This is a genomic window from Paenalicyclobacillus ferrooxydans (genome assembly GCF_001399675.1).
GTDB lineage: Bacteria > Bacillota > Bacilli > Alicyclobacillales > Alicyclobacillaceae > Alicyclobacillus_B > Alicyclobacillus_B ferrooxydans.
In genome coordinates, this window is the sequence record NZ_LJCO01000068.1 from 1 (window position 1) to 17,380 (window position 17,380).

15 protein-coding genes are annotated in these 17,380 nt (G+C 52.7%); 5 read left to right on the forward strand and 10 right to left on the reverse strand.

Features of this window, described 5'->3' with window-relative positions:
- Nucleotides 1-663: hypothetical protein (locus tag AN477_RS15140; RefSeq protein WP_281176356.1), on the reverse strand; the 663-nt coding region annotated here is incomplete at its 3' end.
- 322 nt (nt 664-985) lie between these two features.
- Between AN477_RS15140 and AN477_RS15145 the strand changes: the two genes are divergently transcribed.
- The gene (locus AN477_RS15145) at nt 986-2,023 is read left to right on the forward strand and encodes a YheC/YheD family endospore coat-associated protein (RefSeq protein WP_054970007.1); all 1,038 of its coding nucleotides are present in this window, start codon (nt 986-988) and stop codon (nt 2,021-2,023) included.
- 18 nt (nt 2,024-2,041) lie between these two features.
- Here AN477_RS15145 and AN477_RS15150 read toward each other — a convergent pair whose 3' ends face one another.
- Nucleotides 2,042-2,776 carry a sugar phosphate nucleotidyltransferase gene (locus AN477_RS15150; protein WP_054970008.1) on the reverse strand — a complete coding sequence of 245 codons (735 nt, stop codon included), beginning with the start codon at nt 2,774-2,776 and terminating at the stop codon, nt 2,042-2,044.
- A 233-nt stretch (nt 2,777-3,009) separates the two neighbouring features.
- Here AN477_RS15150 and AN477_RS15155 point away from each other — a divergent pair, with 233 nt between their 5' ends.
- The 3 genes from AN477_RS15155 (at nt 3,010) to AN477_RS24590 (ending at nt 6,101) form a co-directional block, all read left to right on the forward strand.
- Nucleotides 3,010-4,542 (forward strand): glycosyltransferase, encoded by a 1,533-nt coding sequence (locus AN477_RS15155; protein WP_054970009.1) that lies wholly within the window; start codon nt 3,010-3,012, stop codon nt 4,540-4,542.
- A gap of 343 nt (nt 4,543-4,885) precedes the next feature.
- Entirely contained in the window at nt 4,886-5,491 is a 606-nt protein-coding gene (locus AN477_RS15160; RefSeq protein ID WP_054970010.1) for a lytic transglycosylase domain-containing protein, read from the forward strand.
- A complete protein-coding gene (locus AN477_RS24590) occupies nt 5,460-6,101 on the forward strand; it encodes a hypothetical protein (RefSeq protein ID WP_157061996.1) in 642 nt (213 codons plus the stop codon). Before AN477_RS15160 ends, AN477_RS24590 begins: the two co-directional genes overlap by 32 nt.
- Here the strand turns inward: AN477_RS24590 and AN477_RS15170 are convergent.
- The 8 genes from AN477_RS15170 to AN477_RS15210 form a co-directional block, all read right to left on the reverse strand.
- On the reverse strand, nt 6,098-7,330 hold the full coding sequence (locus tag AN477_RS15170) for an argininosuccinate synthase (RefSeq protein ID WP_054970012.1): 1,233 nt from the start codon (nt 7,328-7,330) through the stop codon (nt 6,098-6,100). The two genes, AN477_RS24590 and AN477_RS15170, sit on opposite strands and share 4 nt — an antisense overlap.
- 830 nt (nt 7,331-8,160) lie before the next feature.
- Complete coding sequence (gene larA, locus AN477_RS15180; protein ID WP_054970014.1) at nt 8,161-9,432, reverse strand: nickel-dependent lactate racemase; 1,272 nt, start codon at nt 9,430-9,432, stop codon at nt 8,161-8,163.
- 92 nt (nt 9,433-9,524) lie between these two features.
- The gene (locus AN477_RS15185; RefSeq protein ID WP_054970015.1) at nt 9,525-10,433 is read right to left on the reverse strand and encodes a DMT family transporter; all 909 of its coding nucleotides are present in this window, start codon (nt 10,431-10,433) and stop codon (nt 9,525-9,527) included.
- 66 nt (nt 10,434-10,499) lie between these two features.
- On the reverse strand, nt 10,500-10,970 hold the full coding sequence (locus AN477_RS15190; RefSeq protein WP_083486326.1) for a nucleoside deaminase: 471 nt from the start codon (nt 10,968-10,970) through the stop codon (nt 10,500-10,502).
- Nucleotides 10,967-11,644: a (2Fe-2S)-binding protein gene (locus tag AN477_RS15195; protein WP_054970016.1), complete on the reverse strand. Its 678-nt coding sequence runs from the start codon at nt 11,642-11,644 to the stop codon at nt 10,967-10,969. Before AN477_RS15195 ends, AN477_RS15190 begins: the two co-directional genes overlap by 4 nt.
- A gap of 116 nt (nt 11,645-11,760) precedes the next feature.
- Nucleotides 11,761-14,115, reverse strand: a complete 2,355-nt coding sequence (gene pucD, locus AN477_RS15200) for a xanthine dehydrogenase subunit D (protein ID WP_054970017.1) — start codon at nt 14,113-14,115, stop codon at nt 11,761-11,763.
- Complete coding sequence (locus tag AN477_RS15205; RefSeq protein ID WP_054970018.1) at nt 14,109-15,179, reverse strand: FAD binding domain-containing protein; 1,071 nt, start codon at nt 15,177-15,179, stop codon at nt 14,109-14,111. The genes pucD and AN477_RS15205 overlap by 7 nt, the downstream gene beginning before the upstream one ends.
- Nucleotides 15,180-15,415: 236 nt before the next feature.
- Nucleotides 15,416-16,369, reverse strand: coding sequence for a helix-turn-helix domain-containing protein (locus AN477_RS15210; protein ID WP_054970019.1), 954 nt, complete (start codon nt 16,367-16,369; stop codon nt 15,416-15,418).
- Nucleotides 16,370-16,633: 264 nt separating this feature from the next.
- Between AN477_RS15210 and AN477_RS15215 the strand changes: the two genes are divergently transcribed.
- On the forward strand, nt 16,634-17,374 hold the full coding sequence (locus tag AN477_RS15215) for a hypothetical protein (RefSeq protein WP_054970020.1): 741 nt from the start codon (nt 16,634-16,636) through the stop codon (nt 17,372-17,374).
- Nucleotides 17,375-17,380: the final 6 nt, after the last annotated feature.

Consider the following 17,380-nt stretch of genomic DNA (forward strand, 5'->3'; position numbering starts at 1 on the left):
GTGCTCCTTGTGCTCCTTGTGCTCCTTGTGCTCCTTGTGCTCCTTGTGCTCCTTGTGCTCCTTGTGCTCCTTGTGCTCCTTGTGCTCCTTGTGCTCCTTGTGCTCCTTGTGCTCCTTGTGCTCCTTGTGCTCCTTGGGCTCCTTGGGCTCCTTGGGCTCCTTGGGCTCCTTGGGCTCCTTGGGCTCCTTGTGCTCCTTGTGCTCCTTGTGCTCCTTGGGCTCCTTGGGCTCCTTGGGCTCCTTGCGCTCCTTGCGCTCCTTGGGCGCCTTGCGCTCCTTGAGCTCCTTGCGCTCCTTGGGCGCCTTGGGCTCCTTGCGCTCCTTGGGCGCCTTGTGCTCCTTGTGCTCCTTGCGCTCCTTGCGCTCCTTGCGCTCCTTGCGCTCCTTGGGCGCCTTGGGCTCCTTGGGCGCCTTGGGCTCCTTGGGCTCCTTGCGCTCCTTGGGCTCCTTGGGCTCCTTGCGCTCCTTGCGCTCCCTGGGCGCCTTGGGCTCCCTGGGCTCCTTGCGCTCCCTGGGCTCCTTGGGCTCCCTGGGCTCCTTGTGCGCCTTGCGCTCCTTGGGCTCCCTGGGCTCCCTGGGCTCCTTGTGCGCCTTGGGCGCCTTGGGCGCCTTGTGCTCCCTGGGCTCCCTGGGCTCCTTGTGCGCCTTGTGCGCCTTGTGCACCTTGTGCGCCTTGTGCGCCTTGCGGGCCTCTTGGCCCTGGCGGTCCTGGCGGTCCTACTTTACCCACACCATACACTCCTCTTCACCCAAAAGTAGTACATGGTATTCCCTGCCGAGTTGACTAGCGTGGGCGCTTGTTCAATCTATGTGAAAACGGGCAACCATTGGGTCCTGTGCTAATGCCCTCCAATTATGCGTCCTCATTGAGTCCTGCTCTCAGGCTAAAGTGGATTTTTATCGGACACGAACTTTCGTCTATACGCGCCGCTTGCTCAGACACGTACTTTAGATAGCTCGATACCACAGTGGAGTAGTGACTGCCATGAAGAGAGACCTGAAATATGTTGGCATTATGGTTTTCAACCGACGTCAACAAAAACGCGTTCTTCAGACCTATCGAAAGGTCGCACCAAAGGGCATCAAAATCTTTACGTTTACACCTTCATCCATCAATTGGGTGACGAAAAAGATAAGTGGACTCCATTTCGCGAACAAACAATTCCTGACCGATTGGTTTCGGTTCCCTGACGTTGTATATAATCGCTGCTACGGCGCTGACCGTCGGTTACTTCAACGTATTGAGAAGGTCATTGGTCGAAACCGGTGTTTTAATCATGTGAATCACTTTGACAAGCAGTTCACGTATGATGTTCTCTGCCAGACAGAGCTGAACAAACACTTGCCGCGTACCGTTCCATATAATCAAGCCAACCTGGATACTCTGCTTACGGAATATGGAACGCTATATGTAAAACCCCTTCTAGGGAATCGCGGAAGAGGAGTTTACCGAGTCAACAAAACCGAGACAGGGGAAGTCCACATCTCTGAACACTACTTTGCACCACACTTGATTTGCAGAGAGGATCATTCATGGGAAGGTGAGATAAAAAAGCTTACACAGTCAAAACAATATGTCGTTCAACAAGGCATCCCATTCATGCAAGTTGGCGAGAAAAACTTTGATATCCGAGTACTTCTGCAAAAGGATCGAAGCGGGGCGTGGGGTGTTACGAATGTTACGAGCCGAACAGCTTACAGCGGGTGCTTCAATACGAGTGTCTGTGAACGTGTGACCACTGGTGAGGAGCGTCTGAATTCCTTGTTCTCTGCGAGCGATACACAGGTCCTGCTTTCTTCTCTCTCTGAAATCAGTTGGAAGACTGCCGCGTTGCTCGAACAGAATGGAAAATGTCACCTTGGTGAACTCAGTGTAGATTTAGCTTTAGATCATAACAGAAAGCTATGGATTATCGAAGTCAATGGAAACCCGCAACGGACGATGTATAAAGAACTTGAAAACTATCAGGATGTATACCGAAACCCAATCCACTATGCTCAGTTCTTAATGTCACATCGTTGAGCCCTGAGACGCTATGGATTACGTCGCCTCTGTATCGTACGTAATATTCATTGCTAATTGGTTTGCTTTGAAATAGGATTCGTGTGTCCCTGCGTCAGTCCACCACCCCTGCAAGACTTCAAACGTCAGCTCGCCTCGCCGAATGTAGGCGTTGTTGACATCCGTAATTTCAAGTTCACCACGTTTTGATGGCTTGAGCGTTGTAATAATGTCGAACACAGACCCATCGTACATATAGATGCCTGTTACAGCATAGCTGCTCTTCGGTTGTTTGGGCTTCTCTTCAATCGAAAGAATTCTATTTCCATCTAATTCAGGAACGCCGAATCTTGATGGGTCATCTACTTGTGTGATAAGAATTCTGGCTCCCTGTTCGCCTTCTTTTCGAAAACTATCTACATAATGGCTCAAAGGCTCTGAAAAAATATTGTCGCCTAAGAGCACAACAACAGGCTCATTTTTGATGAGTCCGTGGGCTAAACCTAAAGCTTGGGCAATGCCGCCGGGTTTATCCTGCACCCGATAAATAAAAGACACGCCTAGTTCTTCACCGCTCCCAAGTAAATTCACAACGTCTCCCATGTGCTCTCTTCCGGTAACAATCAGGATTTCATTGATTCCCGCCTGCTTTAATTTAAAAACATTGTGATAGATCATCGGGTATTTACCAATTGGCAACAGATGCTTATTCGTCACTTTGGTCAAGGGGTAAAGCCTGGACCCCGTACCACCGGCAAGGATAATACCTTTCATTTTTCAAACCACCCGCATTCGATCCGTTTATGATCCTCACCATGTTATTCACGCCTCGAAACAACGGTTACAGCCCCCCAGAGTCACACTTATTCGAGAGACAGCATATGGAATGACAATGACCTTACCTGGCTCTTGAAAGAAGCCCGGGAGTATTCTCATCGGACTACCGTCAAGCAAACGAGAATCATATCCGTTCGGCAGGGAGATATCGAGCTTTGGGGGGAGCAGAAATGTCAGTAGTTTCACTATTGACAGCTCATCTATTTGTATCCACGGATAACACGTGGAATGGGTTAGATGAAATGTTGATGAAGATCCGCGACAGCGGGATAACGGTCAAATTGTATAGTCCTACCGAGCCTCCCTTAATTACAAACGTAAAGGAACCTCGCGTGTACGTTTCATTAGGCGAAAAGGACGGCGATTTTCCTACACTAAATAGGTTGCCGTTACACGAACGGAGACGTTGGCTGCACTTTGATTCCGTAGAATCCATTCAACCGTTTCAACTTTTTTACTGCTGGCTGAGTTATACGGATCCTCTGCCGACGAACGTAGAGATACCCCAGACCCGTTTCACCTCGGACACTCCTTTAGTATCCGTATTCACTGCCAGTTATCGGTCGGAAGATAAAATAAAGCGACCTTATAACTCCTTGTTAAGACAAACGTACGCCAATTGGGAATGGGTGATTGTAGACGACTCCGGCGACGACGATGAGACCTATAATCAATATCTCCTCCCACTTGATGACCCACGAGTCAGACGGTATCGTCAAGATTCACGCAATGGTTACATTGGGACCATCAAACGATATGCTGCCGGGCTATGTACCGGTGAGATCTTAGTGGAACTCGATCATGACGACGATCTAACCCCGGACTGTTTGGAGAAAATCGTTCGTGCCTTTCAGGAACACCCCGATTGCGGCTTTGCCTTTGGAGATAACGCAGAAGTGTACGTCACGAACCATCATGCTCATTGGTATGGATGGGACTGTGGATTTGGTTATTGTATGTATTATCGGGTATGGGTTCATGACATGGGACGCTGGCAAAATGTCATGCATCAGACAACGTTAAATGGGAAAACCATCCGTCACTTGGTCGGCTTACCAAACCACCCACGGGCCTGGACGAGAGATTGCTACCACCTCATTGGCGGCCACCGTCCAGAATTATTGGTATCAGATGACTATGACATGCTCGTTCGGACCTTCTTGTCCACAAAGTATGTGGCCATACCCGATTTGCTCTACATCCAATACCGGAACGCCGATGGGGACAACTCAACCTTCCAACGAAACGAACAAATTCAGACCCTCTGTCTGCACCTTGAGAACTATTATCATGAGAGAATTCAAGATCGGATGCAGGAACTCGGCTTACCTTCCGTCGAGGAACTCCCCTATACACGGATATGGGAATCATCCGCTAATTATCCAGGTCGGATGACGGCTCATATCACGTATCGTGATCGGGACAAAACGTCAATTTTATTTCCTGTTCCGTATTCTTCCAGTGCGAATGACTACACTGAATTGCTTCGTACCTTACAAGAAGGACTAGATACCAACTTCCACAACATGGAGGTTGTCGTTGTGGGGAATGTTCCGACCGAGATCGAAACCTTTGCTGCCAAAGCACCCATGGGAGCCATCCGGTGGTGGCAAATGGAGCCCAATGATTCATTAGAAGTGTGCATTGAGTATGGTAAACTGTGCGCTTCCGGTTCAGAACTCGTTGTTGTGGTGCCAGAATAGGTCGATGCCTGACAAATCGAGAGGGCGCGCACTTTAGAAAAAGTATTCGAACATCCAGGACGCATCAATCCAAAGAAGTGCTTGTTGGGTAAAAGTCCATAACGAGGTGGTTTAAAACGTGGGAGATTTGCAAAACCTGATACTTTTGTATAATACTCCAAAAGACGAATCGATTATTTAAATGCGTGGCATTCCAGGGATAGCCGGCTGACTGTAGATGAGTTCAGCCGCTCGACATGGTCTATGAGTTACTATGATAGTGTTTTAGTTATCGACAAGAGACCCAAGGACCCTCCGTATTCCAAGACCACTGGACTGATTTAAACATATCTGGAATTCGGTAATGGGTTATTTACAACCTGTCCGAACTGTCCCATCGGGAATGATTGAAGATGTTCGCTCGGAGTTAGTGGAAGGTGCGAGGATGCGGCGTAAGAAGCGATTTCGAAAAACTAAAATGACCCAAAGAGAATGGATTGTAAGTATCGGCGTCGTTGGCATCTTGATTTGGATGCTTCTTGCACATGCAGTAAATCCCCGCCCCAAGACTGTCACCTTGCCAACCAATCTTTCCTCAATTATTCAAGAGGCAAGTGATAAATATGATGTACCCGAGAGTTTGGTCGAGGCCGTTATTGCTCAAGAGTCGACGATGAATCCAAAGGCGGTCAGCCCTGTTGGCGCCATGGGCCTGATGCAACTGATGCCAGACACGGCACGTTCTCTCGGCGTGACAAATCCGTTTGACCCAAGGCAAAACATTATGGCGGGAACGAAGTATTTATCGGAGCTGTTGCAACGTTATCATGGGGATGAAAGGATTGCACTTGCAGCGTATAACGCCGGGCCAACCGTCGTTGATGAATACAGAGGGGTCCCTCCATATCCAGAAACCATCCACTATGTAGAGTCCGTCCTTGCCGACGAGGCAAAATACTCTAACCCATAGGTGTGAGAAAGGGCACCTGTTTTCAGGTGCCCTTCAGGCTGTTGAGGAACTCAGTTCCGCTAAATCCCTCCGAGTCGCCAGGCGTCCGACTGCAGAGGAACTCAGTTCCTCTAAATCTCTCCGAGTCGCCAGGCGTCCGACTGCAGAGGAACTCAGTTCCTCTAAATCCCTCCGAGTCGCCAGGCGCCTGACTGCAGAGGAACTCAGTTCCTTTAAATCCCTCCGAGTCGCCAGGCGTCCGACTGCAGAGGAACTCAGTTCCGCTAAATGCCTTCGAGTCGCCAGGCGCCTGACTGCAGAGGAACTCAGTTCCTCTAAATCTCTCCGAGTCGCCACGGGGCCGACTGCAGAGGAACTCAGTTCCGCTAAATGCCTTCGAGTCGCCAGGCGCCTGACTGCAGAGGAACTCAGTTCCTTTAAATCCCTCCGAGTCGCCAGGCGTCCGACTGCAGAGGAACTCAGTTCCTCTAAATCTCTCCGAGTCGCCAGGCGTCCGTCTGCAGAGGAACTCAGTTCCTCTAAATCCCTGGGAATCGACAGGCTTCCAACTGTAGAGGAACTCAGTTCCTCTGGGCACCTGTTTTCAGGTGCCCTTCAGGACGTTTTTTAGACTCTTTTGTCTACACCTGCAGCCACTTTCAAACGAAGTGCATTGAGGCGAATAAATCCTTCCGCGTCGGACTGGTTGTAAGCTTGACTGGGGTCTGCCTCCATGGTGGCAATGTTCGGGTTATAGAGACTGACCGGGCTCTTGATGCCGGCCACTGTCACGTTCCCCTTATACAGCTTGACGCGGACCGTACCGGTCACATTTTTCTGGCTCTCCGTGACCAGCGCCTGCAGAGCCAAGCGTTCAGGTGCAAACCAGAATCCGTTGTACACAATCGAGCTGTAGCGCGGAATGAGAGAGTCCCGAATGGCCATCACTTCACGGTCCATAGTGAGGGATTCCATCCAACGGTGCGCTGCAAACAGGATAGCACCGCCTGGCGTTTCATAGACACCGCGGCTCTTCATACCTACGAATCGGTTCTCCACCATGTCTACGCGGCCAATACCGTGCTTGCCCCCGAGCTGATTCAGAGCCTCCATCACCTGCAATGGGCTCATGCGTTCTCCATTCAATACGATGCACATGCCTTTTTCGAACTCCAACTCCAGGTACTCCGGTACGTCCGGCGCATCTTCGGGAGCTGCGCTGAGCACAAACATGTCCTTGTTTTCCTCAGCCGAAGCATCAAACCAGGGGTCTTCGAGGATGCCGCTTTCGAAGCTGATATGTAACAGGTTGCGATCCGTTGAATACGGCTTTTGCGCGGTAGCCTTGACCTGAATGCCATGCTCTTCCGCGTAGGTAATCATCTCTGCACGTCCAGGGAACTGCGCACGGAATTCTTCAAGCCGCCATGGCGCAATCACTTCGAGCTCAGGGGCCAGCGCTGCGGCGCCAAGTTCAAAGCGTACTTGATCGTTCCCCTTCCCAGTGGCCCCGTGCGCAATCGCCGTTGCACCTTCGGCTCTTGCAATCTCAACCATCCGCTTGGCAATGAGCGGACGTGCAATGCTTGTCCCAAGGAGGTACTGACCTTCATAAAGCGCTCCAGCTTGAAACATTGGGAAGATAAAGTCCCGTGCAAACTCGTCCCGCAAATCATCAATGTATACCTTACTGGCACCGGTACGCAGGGCTTTTTCTTCAAGTCCGTCTAACTCATCCTTCTGGCCGATATCCGCCGTAAAAGCAATGACCTCTGCCTCATAATGCTCTTTTAACCATGCCAAGATAATGGACGTGTCCAATCCCCCAGAGTAAGCAAGGACAATCTTACGCTTCCCCATTTGATTTCCTCCCTGATTTTCAACGGTTGCTGTTCCGCCCAAGACATTTTGTTTGTCCAATCTCCGCCTTATTGTTACTTACTGAAACTACTTCATTCAACGCATTCCACGCAAGGGGGCAGTACATACCACGCTACAGCAGGTGACCAGACTCTTCAGTTTGTACTTAGCTGTAAGTTTCTAGCACAGCTTTGAGGCCTGGTTTGATGGATGGCGCGTCAAGGCAAAAAAAGGACTGCCGCATGCTGCACGCGACAGTCACATGAGATTCATCTTTAACAGCGAATCTTCAACAGTGAATCTTTAACAGTGAATCCTCAACAGTGGATCTTTAACAGTGGATCTTTAACAGTGAATCTTTAACAGTGAATCTTTAACAGTGAATCTTTAACAGTGAATCTTCAGTTGTTGATGCGGCAAAAGATGCACGAATCCTCGGAAACGCGTGAACCGCTCACATGCCACGACTGCCCTGACAGGGGACAGGTCACAAGACACAATGATAAATTCTCCGGGACTCAAAGTGATATTGCGGACCGTATGAACAGGTCCAACGCACGTCAACGACAACGTCTTAGGGTGATGCAGCACGAAAACGGGACCATACTTTACAACATCATCCATCGAGATCGCATCCACTATCCATTCCCCCTTACTTCATCACTGTAGTTTCAGTTAATGAAGGAAGGAGATGGACTGGCAAGGCTTGTATCAACCTTCTGAACAATTAGGCGCACCTGTTGGTGACGATAAAAAAGAGAGCCGCGAAAACCAACGCAACTCTCTGGTGTAACATTTGAACCGATGGTTTTCACTCGCGTTCGATGGAATTACGATTCCTGGTCCCTTACGTAAGGAATGGTCAACGGTCCGAGCGGCAACACAGCGACTGACATGTTCGGGCCGTACTTCGCGGCCAAATCCTGAAGTGCAGCTTCTATGTCATGCGTGGGGTGCAACATGGCCTTTCGAACATCCTCATCTGGCAAGGAAGAGTACACATAAACATCCGCCCACACTTGAATCACCGCTTGCTTCTGTACCTGCCATTGGTCGAATTTCTTGAAACTCGGGTCACTGATCATGTCCAGTATCTCAGCTGGGGTCTTTCTCATCTGTAGGATCTCGGCATAATTACCGTGATTCGGGATACCGTCAGAACACTCCGAGGCGCAAATGATAGTGCCTCCCTCTTTGACAATCTTCTGGGCGGCACTCATGCCCTTGACGGCTTGATACAGATTTTGATCAAGCGGATACCCAGAGTTTGATGTGAGTACGACATCAAAGCGTTGTTCAACGGGGATCATCGTGTGCTCCCTCGTGAATTCGCACCCTCGCCGATGGGCCTCGAAGAGTTCACCTGCAAACACTTGTGTGATTTCTTTCGATTTATTGAGCGTAACGTTCAGCATAAAATCAGGCTTGCACATCCGATTCACTTCTGTCGCCATTTCCTGCAAGGGATTGTCGACCATATTTCCCCAGGTTGAAAGCGGGTCTCCAATCATCCTGGCGTTATGAAACGTCAAAATTGTTTCAATGCCAGCAATCCCTGGCATGATCCCTTTCGGCCCACCCGAAAAGCCTGCAAAAAAGTGAGGTTCGATGAATCCGGTCACAATGCGAAAGTCCGCTTCCACGTAGGCCTTGTTCAGGTACACATCACAACCGAAGCGGCTCCGCCCGAGATGGACGAGTTCATCTTTGTCATGGCAGTGATGATTGATGATGTTGACGCTATTAACGACCGATTCGCCAAGCATCTGAATAAACTCTTCTCTGGTTTGATCTCGATGCGTGCCTGTTCCGTTGATAATCACAAAGTTCTCCAAAGGGACGTGTGACAGTTCCTCAATCAGCCATGGTACCAGCTTGTGATTTGGCGTTGGACGGGTGATATCGCTAATCACAATGGCGACTTTATCGGTGGATTTCACCATCTGCCGTAAAGCGGGTGTTCCAATTGGATTTCGTAGTGCATGAGCAATGGCTTGCTTATCGTCTGCCAAGCCTTCGAGGTCATTCGGTTCAATGACGATGGATCCGTCAGGTACTTCTACAAGAAGTTCCTGTTTGCCGTACAACAGTGACGTCTTCATTTGGTGACACTCCTCATGATGCTAGGTGCCTTTATGTTACACCTATCCGAGTGATGCTGAAGGGGTTGTCCGTGGAACTTCATTTATTTCGACTACCTCCACATCATAATCGAAAGAACCCCGAGCGAGACGAATGCGGTCGCCAGATATGAGATCCAAGTAAATCGCTCAAAACCAGGGAAAAATACGGATGAAAGAATGGGCATGATGACGGGCTGCATGCCGAGAATCATCGCAACGGTGGAGATGGAAGCAGCCGCGATGGATGCAAACGACGTTGCGACACCGATTGCTGCACATAGGCTGGCAATCAGGATCGCACGGCTCGTGTGGCGCAGATAGAAATCGATGTGAGGACGGAGACGGCCTGTCCACGCTAAATAGAGGATGTAAGTCAGGGTTGCCGCTGTCATATCGATGGTGGCTCCGAGCAGAGGTGAGATGGCATCTGCCCCCACCTTCCGCAGTAAGTGCCCTAGGCTCTGAAAGAGCGCCGCCGCGATCCCAAGGAGAATCCCTTTTGTTGTGATACTTTGAAACCAAGAGCGATGGGTCATTCGCTTTTGCTCCACGACCAACAAGCCAATGCTGGCCAACATGAGGAGAAAGCCAACCTGGTCGCCAATATCCAATCGTTCCTTAAAGAGTACTACGGCGAGCGCCACGGTGAGCATCGGGGCGATGGACTTCACGACCAGTCCGCGTGTGGCGCCAATCTTCGAGATGGACGCAAGCAAAGCCATCCGACTCAGGTAATTCCAACTGATTCCGGCAAGGATGAAGTAGAGCAAGGGACGCTGCCAACCGGCTGACAGACGGAATGCTGTCGGCACTGTGACAAAACCAATGATGCTCATTATCCATAGTGCAGTCGTACTGATGATGAGCGTCGGCAGAAGTCCGTTGTCACAGGTCTCCCCATCCGCCTGGGCTCGATTGACGAAAAGATAAGAGAGCCCGAAGGCAAAGACGGAGACGAGGGCCATGATTTCACCGTACACTGGTCCACCCTCCTCTCATGTCCAGCTCCTCCGAAGCTCAGGTCCACGGACAACTAGTTCTTCCCCTTAGTACCTCGTTTTTCGCTCTGCTGCTTCCCACTCCCGAAATGGCCGGTCGCTTTCCGGAGGATAGACCTGTTCCATCGGGATGGAACGGTCTTCCGGCAACAGGGGGATCTGTTCATAAATGAAATCGTCATCAAAACCAATCCCCGCAGCCTGCTCTTTGGTGCATGCGTAGTAGATGGCCTTCGGGCGAGACCAGTAAATTGCACCAAGACACATAGGACACGGTTCACAACTGGTGTAAATCTCGCAATCGGTCAACTGAAAGTCGCCAAGCATTTGACAAGCTGCACGGATGGCCTGAACCTCGGCATGTGCAGTCGGATCGTGCGATGTCGTCACCTCATTAAAACCTGCAGCCACCATCTTTCCATCCTTCACAACCAGCGCCGCAAAGGGACCACCGCGCCCTTCGAGTACATTCTCTGTGGCCATACGGATGGCCATTTGCATCCAGTCCTCGCGAGTCAATGGACATCCTCTCCTTCCATATCTATGGCGGTGTGGGGTTTTGCATGCCCGCTGTTGACAACAAGCTCTATGGCACGAAAAATCCCTGTATATCCTGTGCATCGACACAGGTTTCCCGATAAGGCCTCACGGATCTGCGCCTGTGTCGGATTGGGTGATGCATCAAGCAGGGCCTTCGCGGCAAGGATCATGCCAGGCGTACAGTATCCACACTGGAACCCGCCTGCTTCGAGGAACGCCCGTTGCAGAGGATGAAGTGCCTGTGATACTGTCCGATCCGGTGATAGTCCGTGTCGGTCGGCACCCTCACCCGCTGCGTCCCCGTGCGTCTCGGCACACTCGCCTACCGGCTCTCGGCACCCGACGTTCTTCGCTGGTGCGTCCCCGTGCTGCACGCGGTCCGCTGCTGCCTCCTGCTCTTGCCCATCCTCTGCCAATCCTTCTATGGTGAGAATCGACGATCCATCGACTTGATAGGCCATCAGAAGGCAGGCATTCACGGGCAGGCCGTTCTGCAGCACGGTGCAAGCTCCGCAACGTCCAATCCCACATGAGATCTTTGTACCTGTGAGTCCAAGGTCGTCCCGCAAAATGTCTGCGAACCGGCGTGTCGGAGGGACGTGTATGGTCCGCAAAGTACCGTTTAGTGTAAACGAGATCGCCAGTTCTTCCACCGTGAGTCCTCCCCCTCTGTGATTACGCTTGCTGTCAACGCCAGCCGGACATTTTTGCGCCATCCGCACATCTTCAACCCGAACTCGCCTCTTAGCCTGTCAACCCGCCTGCCTTTTCAAAGATGACCGATACCTGCGGTACCGTCTCCCCAACTCTGAACAATTTCTTTTGGAGATATGGGCAGTCGATGGGCCACATAACCGCATGCATTGTGAACGGCCGCAGCGATAGCCGGCGCCACAGCAACTGTGCCAATCTCACCAACGCCGCGAGGCCCAAACGGATCGCCAGGCAAGAGTTGCTCAATCGCGTCGACGTCCACCGTTCGCGGTACATCTGCGATGGTCGGGATAAGATAGGAGTCGAAGTTGCCGACTTCGTAAAAGCCCTCTGTCATGGGTACATCCTCCATCAAGGTGAACCCGAGGGCCATCGAACCTCCCCCTTCGATTTGTCCGGCATACCCCATCGGGTGGATGACGGGACCTGCCGCTATCGCTTGGTCGAGGCGACGGACCTCAATGCTGCCTGTGAGGAGATCGACCTCCACCTGTGCCACAACAGCGCCAAATGTGTACAAGTAGTGACCCCCGGTTACTGCATCCGGCGTAGTCGGAAAAGAGAAGTGAGCCTCGGCGGTCGGGAGATGCTGCGACCGTTGTTGAGCCAAGCTCCGATACGACAGAACAGGGCGGTCTGCACCCATCCGCTCTGAATCCCACACCCCGCCTGGGCCGAGTCTGAGACGCTCGGCGGGCAATCCGGTAAGGCGAGCCGCCGCGGCAACCATCTCTGCTTGCCAGGACGGTTTCATGCGTCGGATCGCCTGGTACACGACGTTTGTAGCCCGTGAAGCCGTGGTCGATCCCGACACAGGCACCACCGCTGTATCTCCGATGCGGATGCAAAGGTCCTCGGGTGCACAGCCAAGCTCACTCGTCGCAAGCTGCTCGATGACGGCAAGCAACCCTTGCCCGACCTCCTCAAAACCAAACGCGACCTCAACCTTGCCGTTCGGCATGAGTGAGAGGCGCCCGCCCGCCGGATCGGGACGGCCAAATCCAAGTCCGCTCCCATGCATCGCGAGAGCCATGCCGACGCCTCGTCGCTTCCACGGAAGACCCAGCGGTAATCCCTCGCCCGTGGCACCCGAACCCGAACCCACATCTGCACCCGAACCCACGCCGACGGGGCCGGCAGCGCCCGTTTGCGCTGGCCACACCGGTGATCTGCGTATGGCCTCAAGCACCTGTGCCGCACCATCCGTTGGGGCGATCCGCTGTCCAAGGGGACCGAGGTCTTCCGCGTGTCTCAGGTTCCGGCGACGCATCTCCCACGGGTCGATGCCAAGCTTCGCAGCAAGCCGTTCCACCTGACCCTCCACCGCAAACGTCACCTGGTTGCCGCCAAAACCGCGAAACTCGCCAGAGACGCCGTTGTTCGTGAAGACAGACACGCCTTCAATTTCGAGGTTCGGGATTCGGTAGGGACCTGTGGCATGTTCAACAGCAAAATCAAGCACCGCTGGCCCAAGCGTCGCGTATGCCCCGGTATCCGCAACAATCGACACCTGATGCGCCAAGATGTGCCCGTTTGCATCTGCCCCAGTCCGCATGTGAATCTGCATCGGGTGGCGTTTCAGAGCGGATCGCACAGACTCAGCCCTCGTTTGGTGAATCTTCACCGGGCGCCCCGTCGCCAAGGCGAGCAGTGCCGCATAAGGCTGCACGTTCAGCTCATCCTTGCCGCCAAAAGACCCGCCCATCGGGCTCGAGACAATCCGGATTGCGTGTTCCGGCATGGCGAGGATTCGAGCGAGTTGCTGTCGATCGCGATAGCCATGCTGCGTGCCCATATAGACAGTGATGCTCCCGTCTTCCTCCGGCACCACGACTCCGCCCTCGGTTTCAAGATAGGCGTGCATCTGGCGGGGTGTCTCGTAGGTCTCTTCGACGATCACGCTGCAGTCCGCCATCGCATCCTGTGCCTTGCCTCGTCGATATCCCGCTCTGTGCAGGACATTTCCGTTTGGATGCAGTCGGGGTGCATCTTCCGTGAGTGCCGCCTCCGGGTTCGTCACGACGGGAAGCGGGCGGTACACCACCTTGACAAGTCGAAGGGCCTGCGTCGCGATTTCAGCGGTGTCCGCTGCAACTGCGCAGATGGCATCGCCGACAAATCTCACGCGGTCTTCGCAAAACACAGGCTGATCGGGCATGACAATCCCGAACCGGTTCATACGGGGCACGTCTTCATGCGTTAGGATGGCGTGAACACCGGGCAATCGTTTTGCTTCGTCTGTGTCGATGGACTCTAGTTCGGCATGCGGATACGCACTGCGCAAAACCTTGCCGATGAGCATGTTTGGGAAAACGAGATCGGTCAAATATGGAAGACTTCCAGTCACCTTGGCTGGACCATCTGGCCGGGGACGCCACGTATCTCCCATCGTTTCTGGACGGATTAACATTGTATCCCCTCCTTGACGAACCCACTGCATGCTTCGGCGAGCTGTGCGACAAGCACGTTGGCTGCTGTAAGGCGGCGATAGTCTGCGGACGCAAACGCATGATCAGGAGGATTAAGGTCTGCCATGATGTTGGCGTGAAGGCGGTGCCAGAGGTCGGGACTCGGCACCGCCCCCTCCAGCAAGCGCTCGGCTGCTGTCAGACGCCGCGGAGCAAAATCGATGGCTCCGACGACGAGGCGCACGTGGTCTATCTGTGTGGCATGGACGGTGTTTTTTTGACCGGACCCGGCGTTTTCATCCATTCTTTGCACGCAGGAAGCTGCCACCGTCACCAAGGACGGCACAAATGCCGCTCTGCGACCGAGTTTCCGGAAGATCGAGATATGCCGTAAACCGCTCATGGCCGCGTTGGATTCGCGGCGCAGTCGAACCCCCATCAGCAACCGCGACGGGCTGGGTGGACCTGCAGTATCCGCAGACCGGCCGAATGAATCTCCATTCATATCAGCAGACTGCCCTATGTCTTCGTCCATATCAGCAGACTGGCCTATGTCTTCGTCCATATCAGCAGACACGACCATGGAGTGCACAGGTGCAGTCGTGATAGACGTACGACTATTTTCGTCAAACCATAGGAGTTCGCCGTCAAGTGCCAGGAGAGCCGTTAAGGTGTCTCCGTGTCCGTTCGCAACATTACCGCCAAGGGTTGCCCGATTCCGCACAGCAGGTGATCCAACGGCACCGCATGCAGCCGCGAGCAACGGCCAGTTACGAACCACCAACGGGTGCGCTTTGCAGGTGCCTAACTTGCACAGAGCACCGATGTCGAGGACCAGTCCTTCTTCATCAGCGGATTTCCTGATTTGAGTCAGTGTCTGAATCCCCTCCAGGCTGATGAGATGCCTTGGCTTACCTGCCCCACCCTCCCACTGGAGTTGCAGCAGTGTGCCCCCGGCAACATAGCAGGCATCTTCGCCGAAACGTTGTTTAATAGCCCATGCCTCCTCGACAGTATGCGGTCTCCATACGTATGGGGAGTTTCCTAGTGGATTCTCAGTAGTCATCGATGCGTCCCATTCCTCTATGCTGACATTCAGCCGTATGTCTGGTTTAGGGCGCTGAAAAGCGCACCCGACTGCTTTGAGCATATTCGCCGGGCGTGGATGAAGAAACGGGGTAAAAGGCCTATCCAATAGGTTCGGGGCAGATGACTATCTTTCTATCGGATCTGAATGGTGGCAAGGCAACGATTAGGCAAACGACAATTGCATCGCGAGAACTGATGTTGATGTTGGTGGCGTCACCGCTTTCTGCGACGCCTGCGCAGAAAACCGCGACTTTGCTGTTCCTCGGCTGGGGCAGGGCGAACAGCTGGACTAAGTTGGGGTGGGGTGTTTCGTTCCGTGGGAGCCGGGCTCGATGGGCCCGCGGGTTCGATTGCCGCGGCTGCCTCCTTTGCAGCGGAGAACAGTTCCAGTAAGCGGGAATTTTCCTTCTCGAGCTTTTTGTTGTGTTCCATCAGCATGTCAATGATCTTGTCCTGTTGCTTAAACCTATCGAGTGTTTGATTGATGGTCTCCGCAAACATCTGCTGTGTCTCCCACGACCGCGCGATGATACGGTTCAGCTGATCGAACTGATCAAACATGAACCGGTAACGTTCATCGATGTTGCCAAGCACCGTGAGAATCTGTCGCTCCATCCGCAGCAGACTTTCAACGTCTACGGCAACGGAGGAAGTGACGGCGTCCACAATGGCCTGAACTGACAGCTGTGGATAACCCCCTGGCACAGATTCGTCAGCATCAGAGTCTGTACGCACATCCGAATGCGTTTCTGACACAGACACCGATACGATGGGTGTCTCCGACTGCCCTTCCGGCACAGACGCCACCGGCGTGTCCGGCTGAGTTTCTGGCATCGATACTTCCTGCGCGTCGGCCTCTGGTTGGGGCACAGGTAGTTTCTCAGTCAGCCGCTCCAACGGTAACGTGCGTCCGTCTGCTTTTGGCTGCTGAACCGATTTATCCGATTTGCGTGATTTTGGTCTGATGGGTGGCTTCTGATTTCGCCTGGGGGAGTTTTCATAGATGTCTTTGAGTATCTGCAGGTCCGTCACAGGAAACCGGCTACCGCGTGCAGTCGCTACGGGGTGGAACAGATCAGAGTATCGCCGTACGTACTTATTGGCTGTGCTCAAAGGCACGCCTGCCCGTTTCGCCAGTTCTGACATCGGAATCAGTTCAACTCCCATTCTTGACAACCTCCCGTTATGCAGACTCATAGGAAAAGCATAACGGACGTTCGCAGAAAATTCTGTCGCAACCTGGCGTCGAACGAAGATACTCTAGCAAAGCATAAGCACTCAACGGCATAAACATGCTCCAGTAACAACATGATACACTCGTAACATTGAAGACAATCTCCATGACTTCTTGATGATTTTTTCATTGATCTTCGACATTCACGTGATATTCTCCAATCAATAACAACAGATCTCAGAGCGGAGCGAAGGGCATTGATTAATGAACGAAATACGTACAACGAGGAACGTACTTACAACCAACAAGGTACCTACAAAAACCGAAGGCAATTTGCGATTTTACGCAATGAACGACTGACGGCAATGGCGGCTGCTATCCTCTTCCTGCTGATAGCGACTGAACTCGTCATCACGGCGAACCTGCACAAGTTGATTACGGTGCATATTTTTGTCGGCGTCCTCCTATCTGGTCCGCTGCTTGTAAAGATGGGCAGCACTGGATACCGGTTCATGCGCTACTATAGCGGATCGCCTGTATTCGTAGAAAAGGGTCCACCGCACTGGTTGCTGCGACTTGCAGCTCCATTCCTGGTGCTCTTGACGATAATGGTTTTTGTGAGCGGGTTTACACTCGCATTTGTGGGACCAGAGCACATGGGAATTTTCTTTGATGTGCACGCTGCAAGCGTTGCATTGTGGATCCCGGTTGTTGCCGTTCATATCTATGCACACATTAGAAAGGTACCGCGTCTTGTAGCGAATGATTTGACCAACCGGCGAGGCTACCGCGTATCGGGTCGAAACGGACGGATTGGGCTGAATATCCTTGCCCTCATTGTGGGCTTGATTGCTGCCATTGTGATGCTCCCAGTGTCGGCCCCATGGAGCCACTGGCACATTCCAAATGTGTTGCCAACGCCGCTGCTGGCGGGCGTTGTTCTCGCCGTATTTGCCGTGTTGATTGCGATACCACTTCTGCGAATCAAAAGAAACTGACAGCAC

What these genes read in the sequence shown, in the direction of transcription:
- larA (WP_054970014.1), bottom strand. Translation starts at nt 9,432, where the DNA reads ATGAAGACGTCACTGTTGTACGGCAAACAGGAACTTCTTGTAGAAGTA.
- AN477_RS15150 (WP_054970008.1), bottom strand. Translation starts at nt 2,776, where the DNA reads ATGAAAGGTATTATCCTTGCCGGTGGTACGGGGTCCAGGCTTTACCCC.
- AN477_RS15160 (WP_054970010.1), top strand. Translation starts at nt 4,886, where the DNA reads ATGGGTTATTTACAACCTGTCCGAACTGTCCCATCGGGAATGATTGAA.
- AN477_RS15155 (WP_054970009.1), top strand. Translation starts at nt 3,010, where the DNA reads ATGTCAGTAGTTTCACTATTGACAGCTCATCTATTTGTATCCACGGAT.
- AN477_RS15205 (WP_054970018.1), bottom strand. Translation starts at nt 15,179, where the DNA reads ATGACTACTGAGAATCCACTAGGAAACTCCCCATACGTATGGAGACCG.
- AN477_RS15170 (WP_054970012.1), bottom strand. Translation starts at nt 7,330, where the DNA reads ATGGGGAAGCGTAAGATTGTCCTTGCTTACTCTGGGGGATTGGACACG.
- pucD (WP_054970017.1), bottom strand. Translation starts at nt 14,115, where the DNA reads ATGTTAATCCGTCCAGAAACGATGGGAGATACGTGGCGTCCCCGGCCA.
- AN477_RS15210 (WP_054970019.1), bottom strand. Translation starts at nt 16,369, where the DNA reads ATGGGAGTTGAACTGATTCCGATGTCAGAACTGGCGAAACGGGCAGGC.
- AN477_RS15145 (WP_054970007.1), top strand. Translation starts at nt 986, where the DNA reads ATGAAGAGAGACCTGAAATATGTTGGCATTATGGTTTTCAACCGACGT.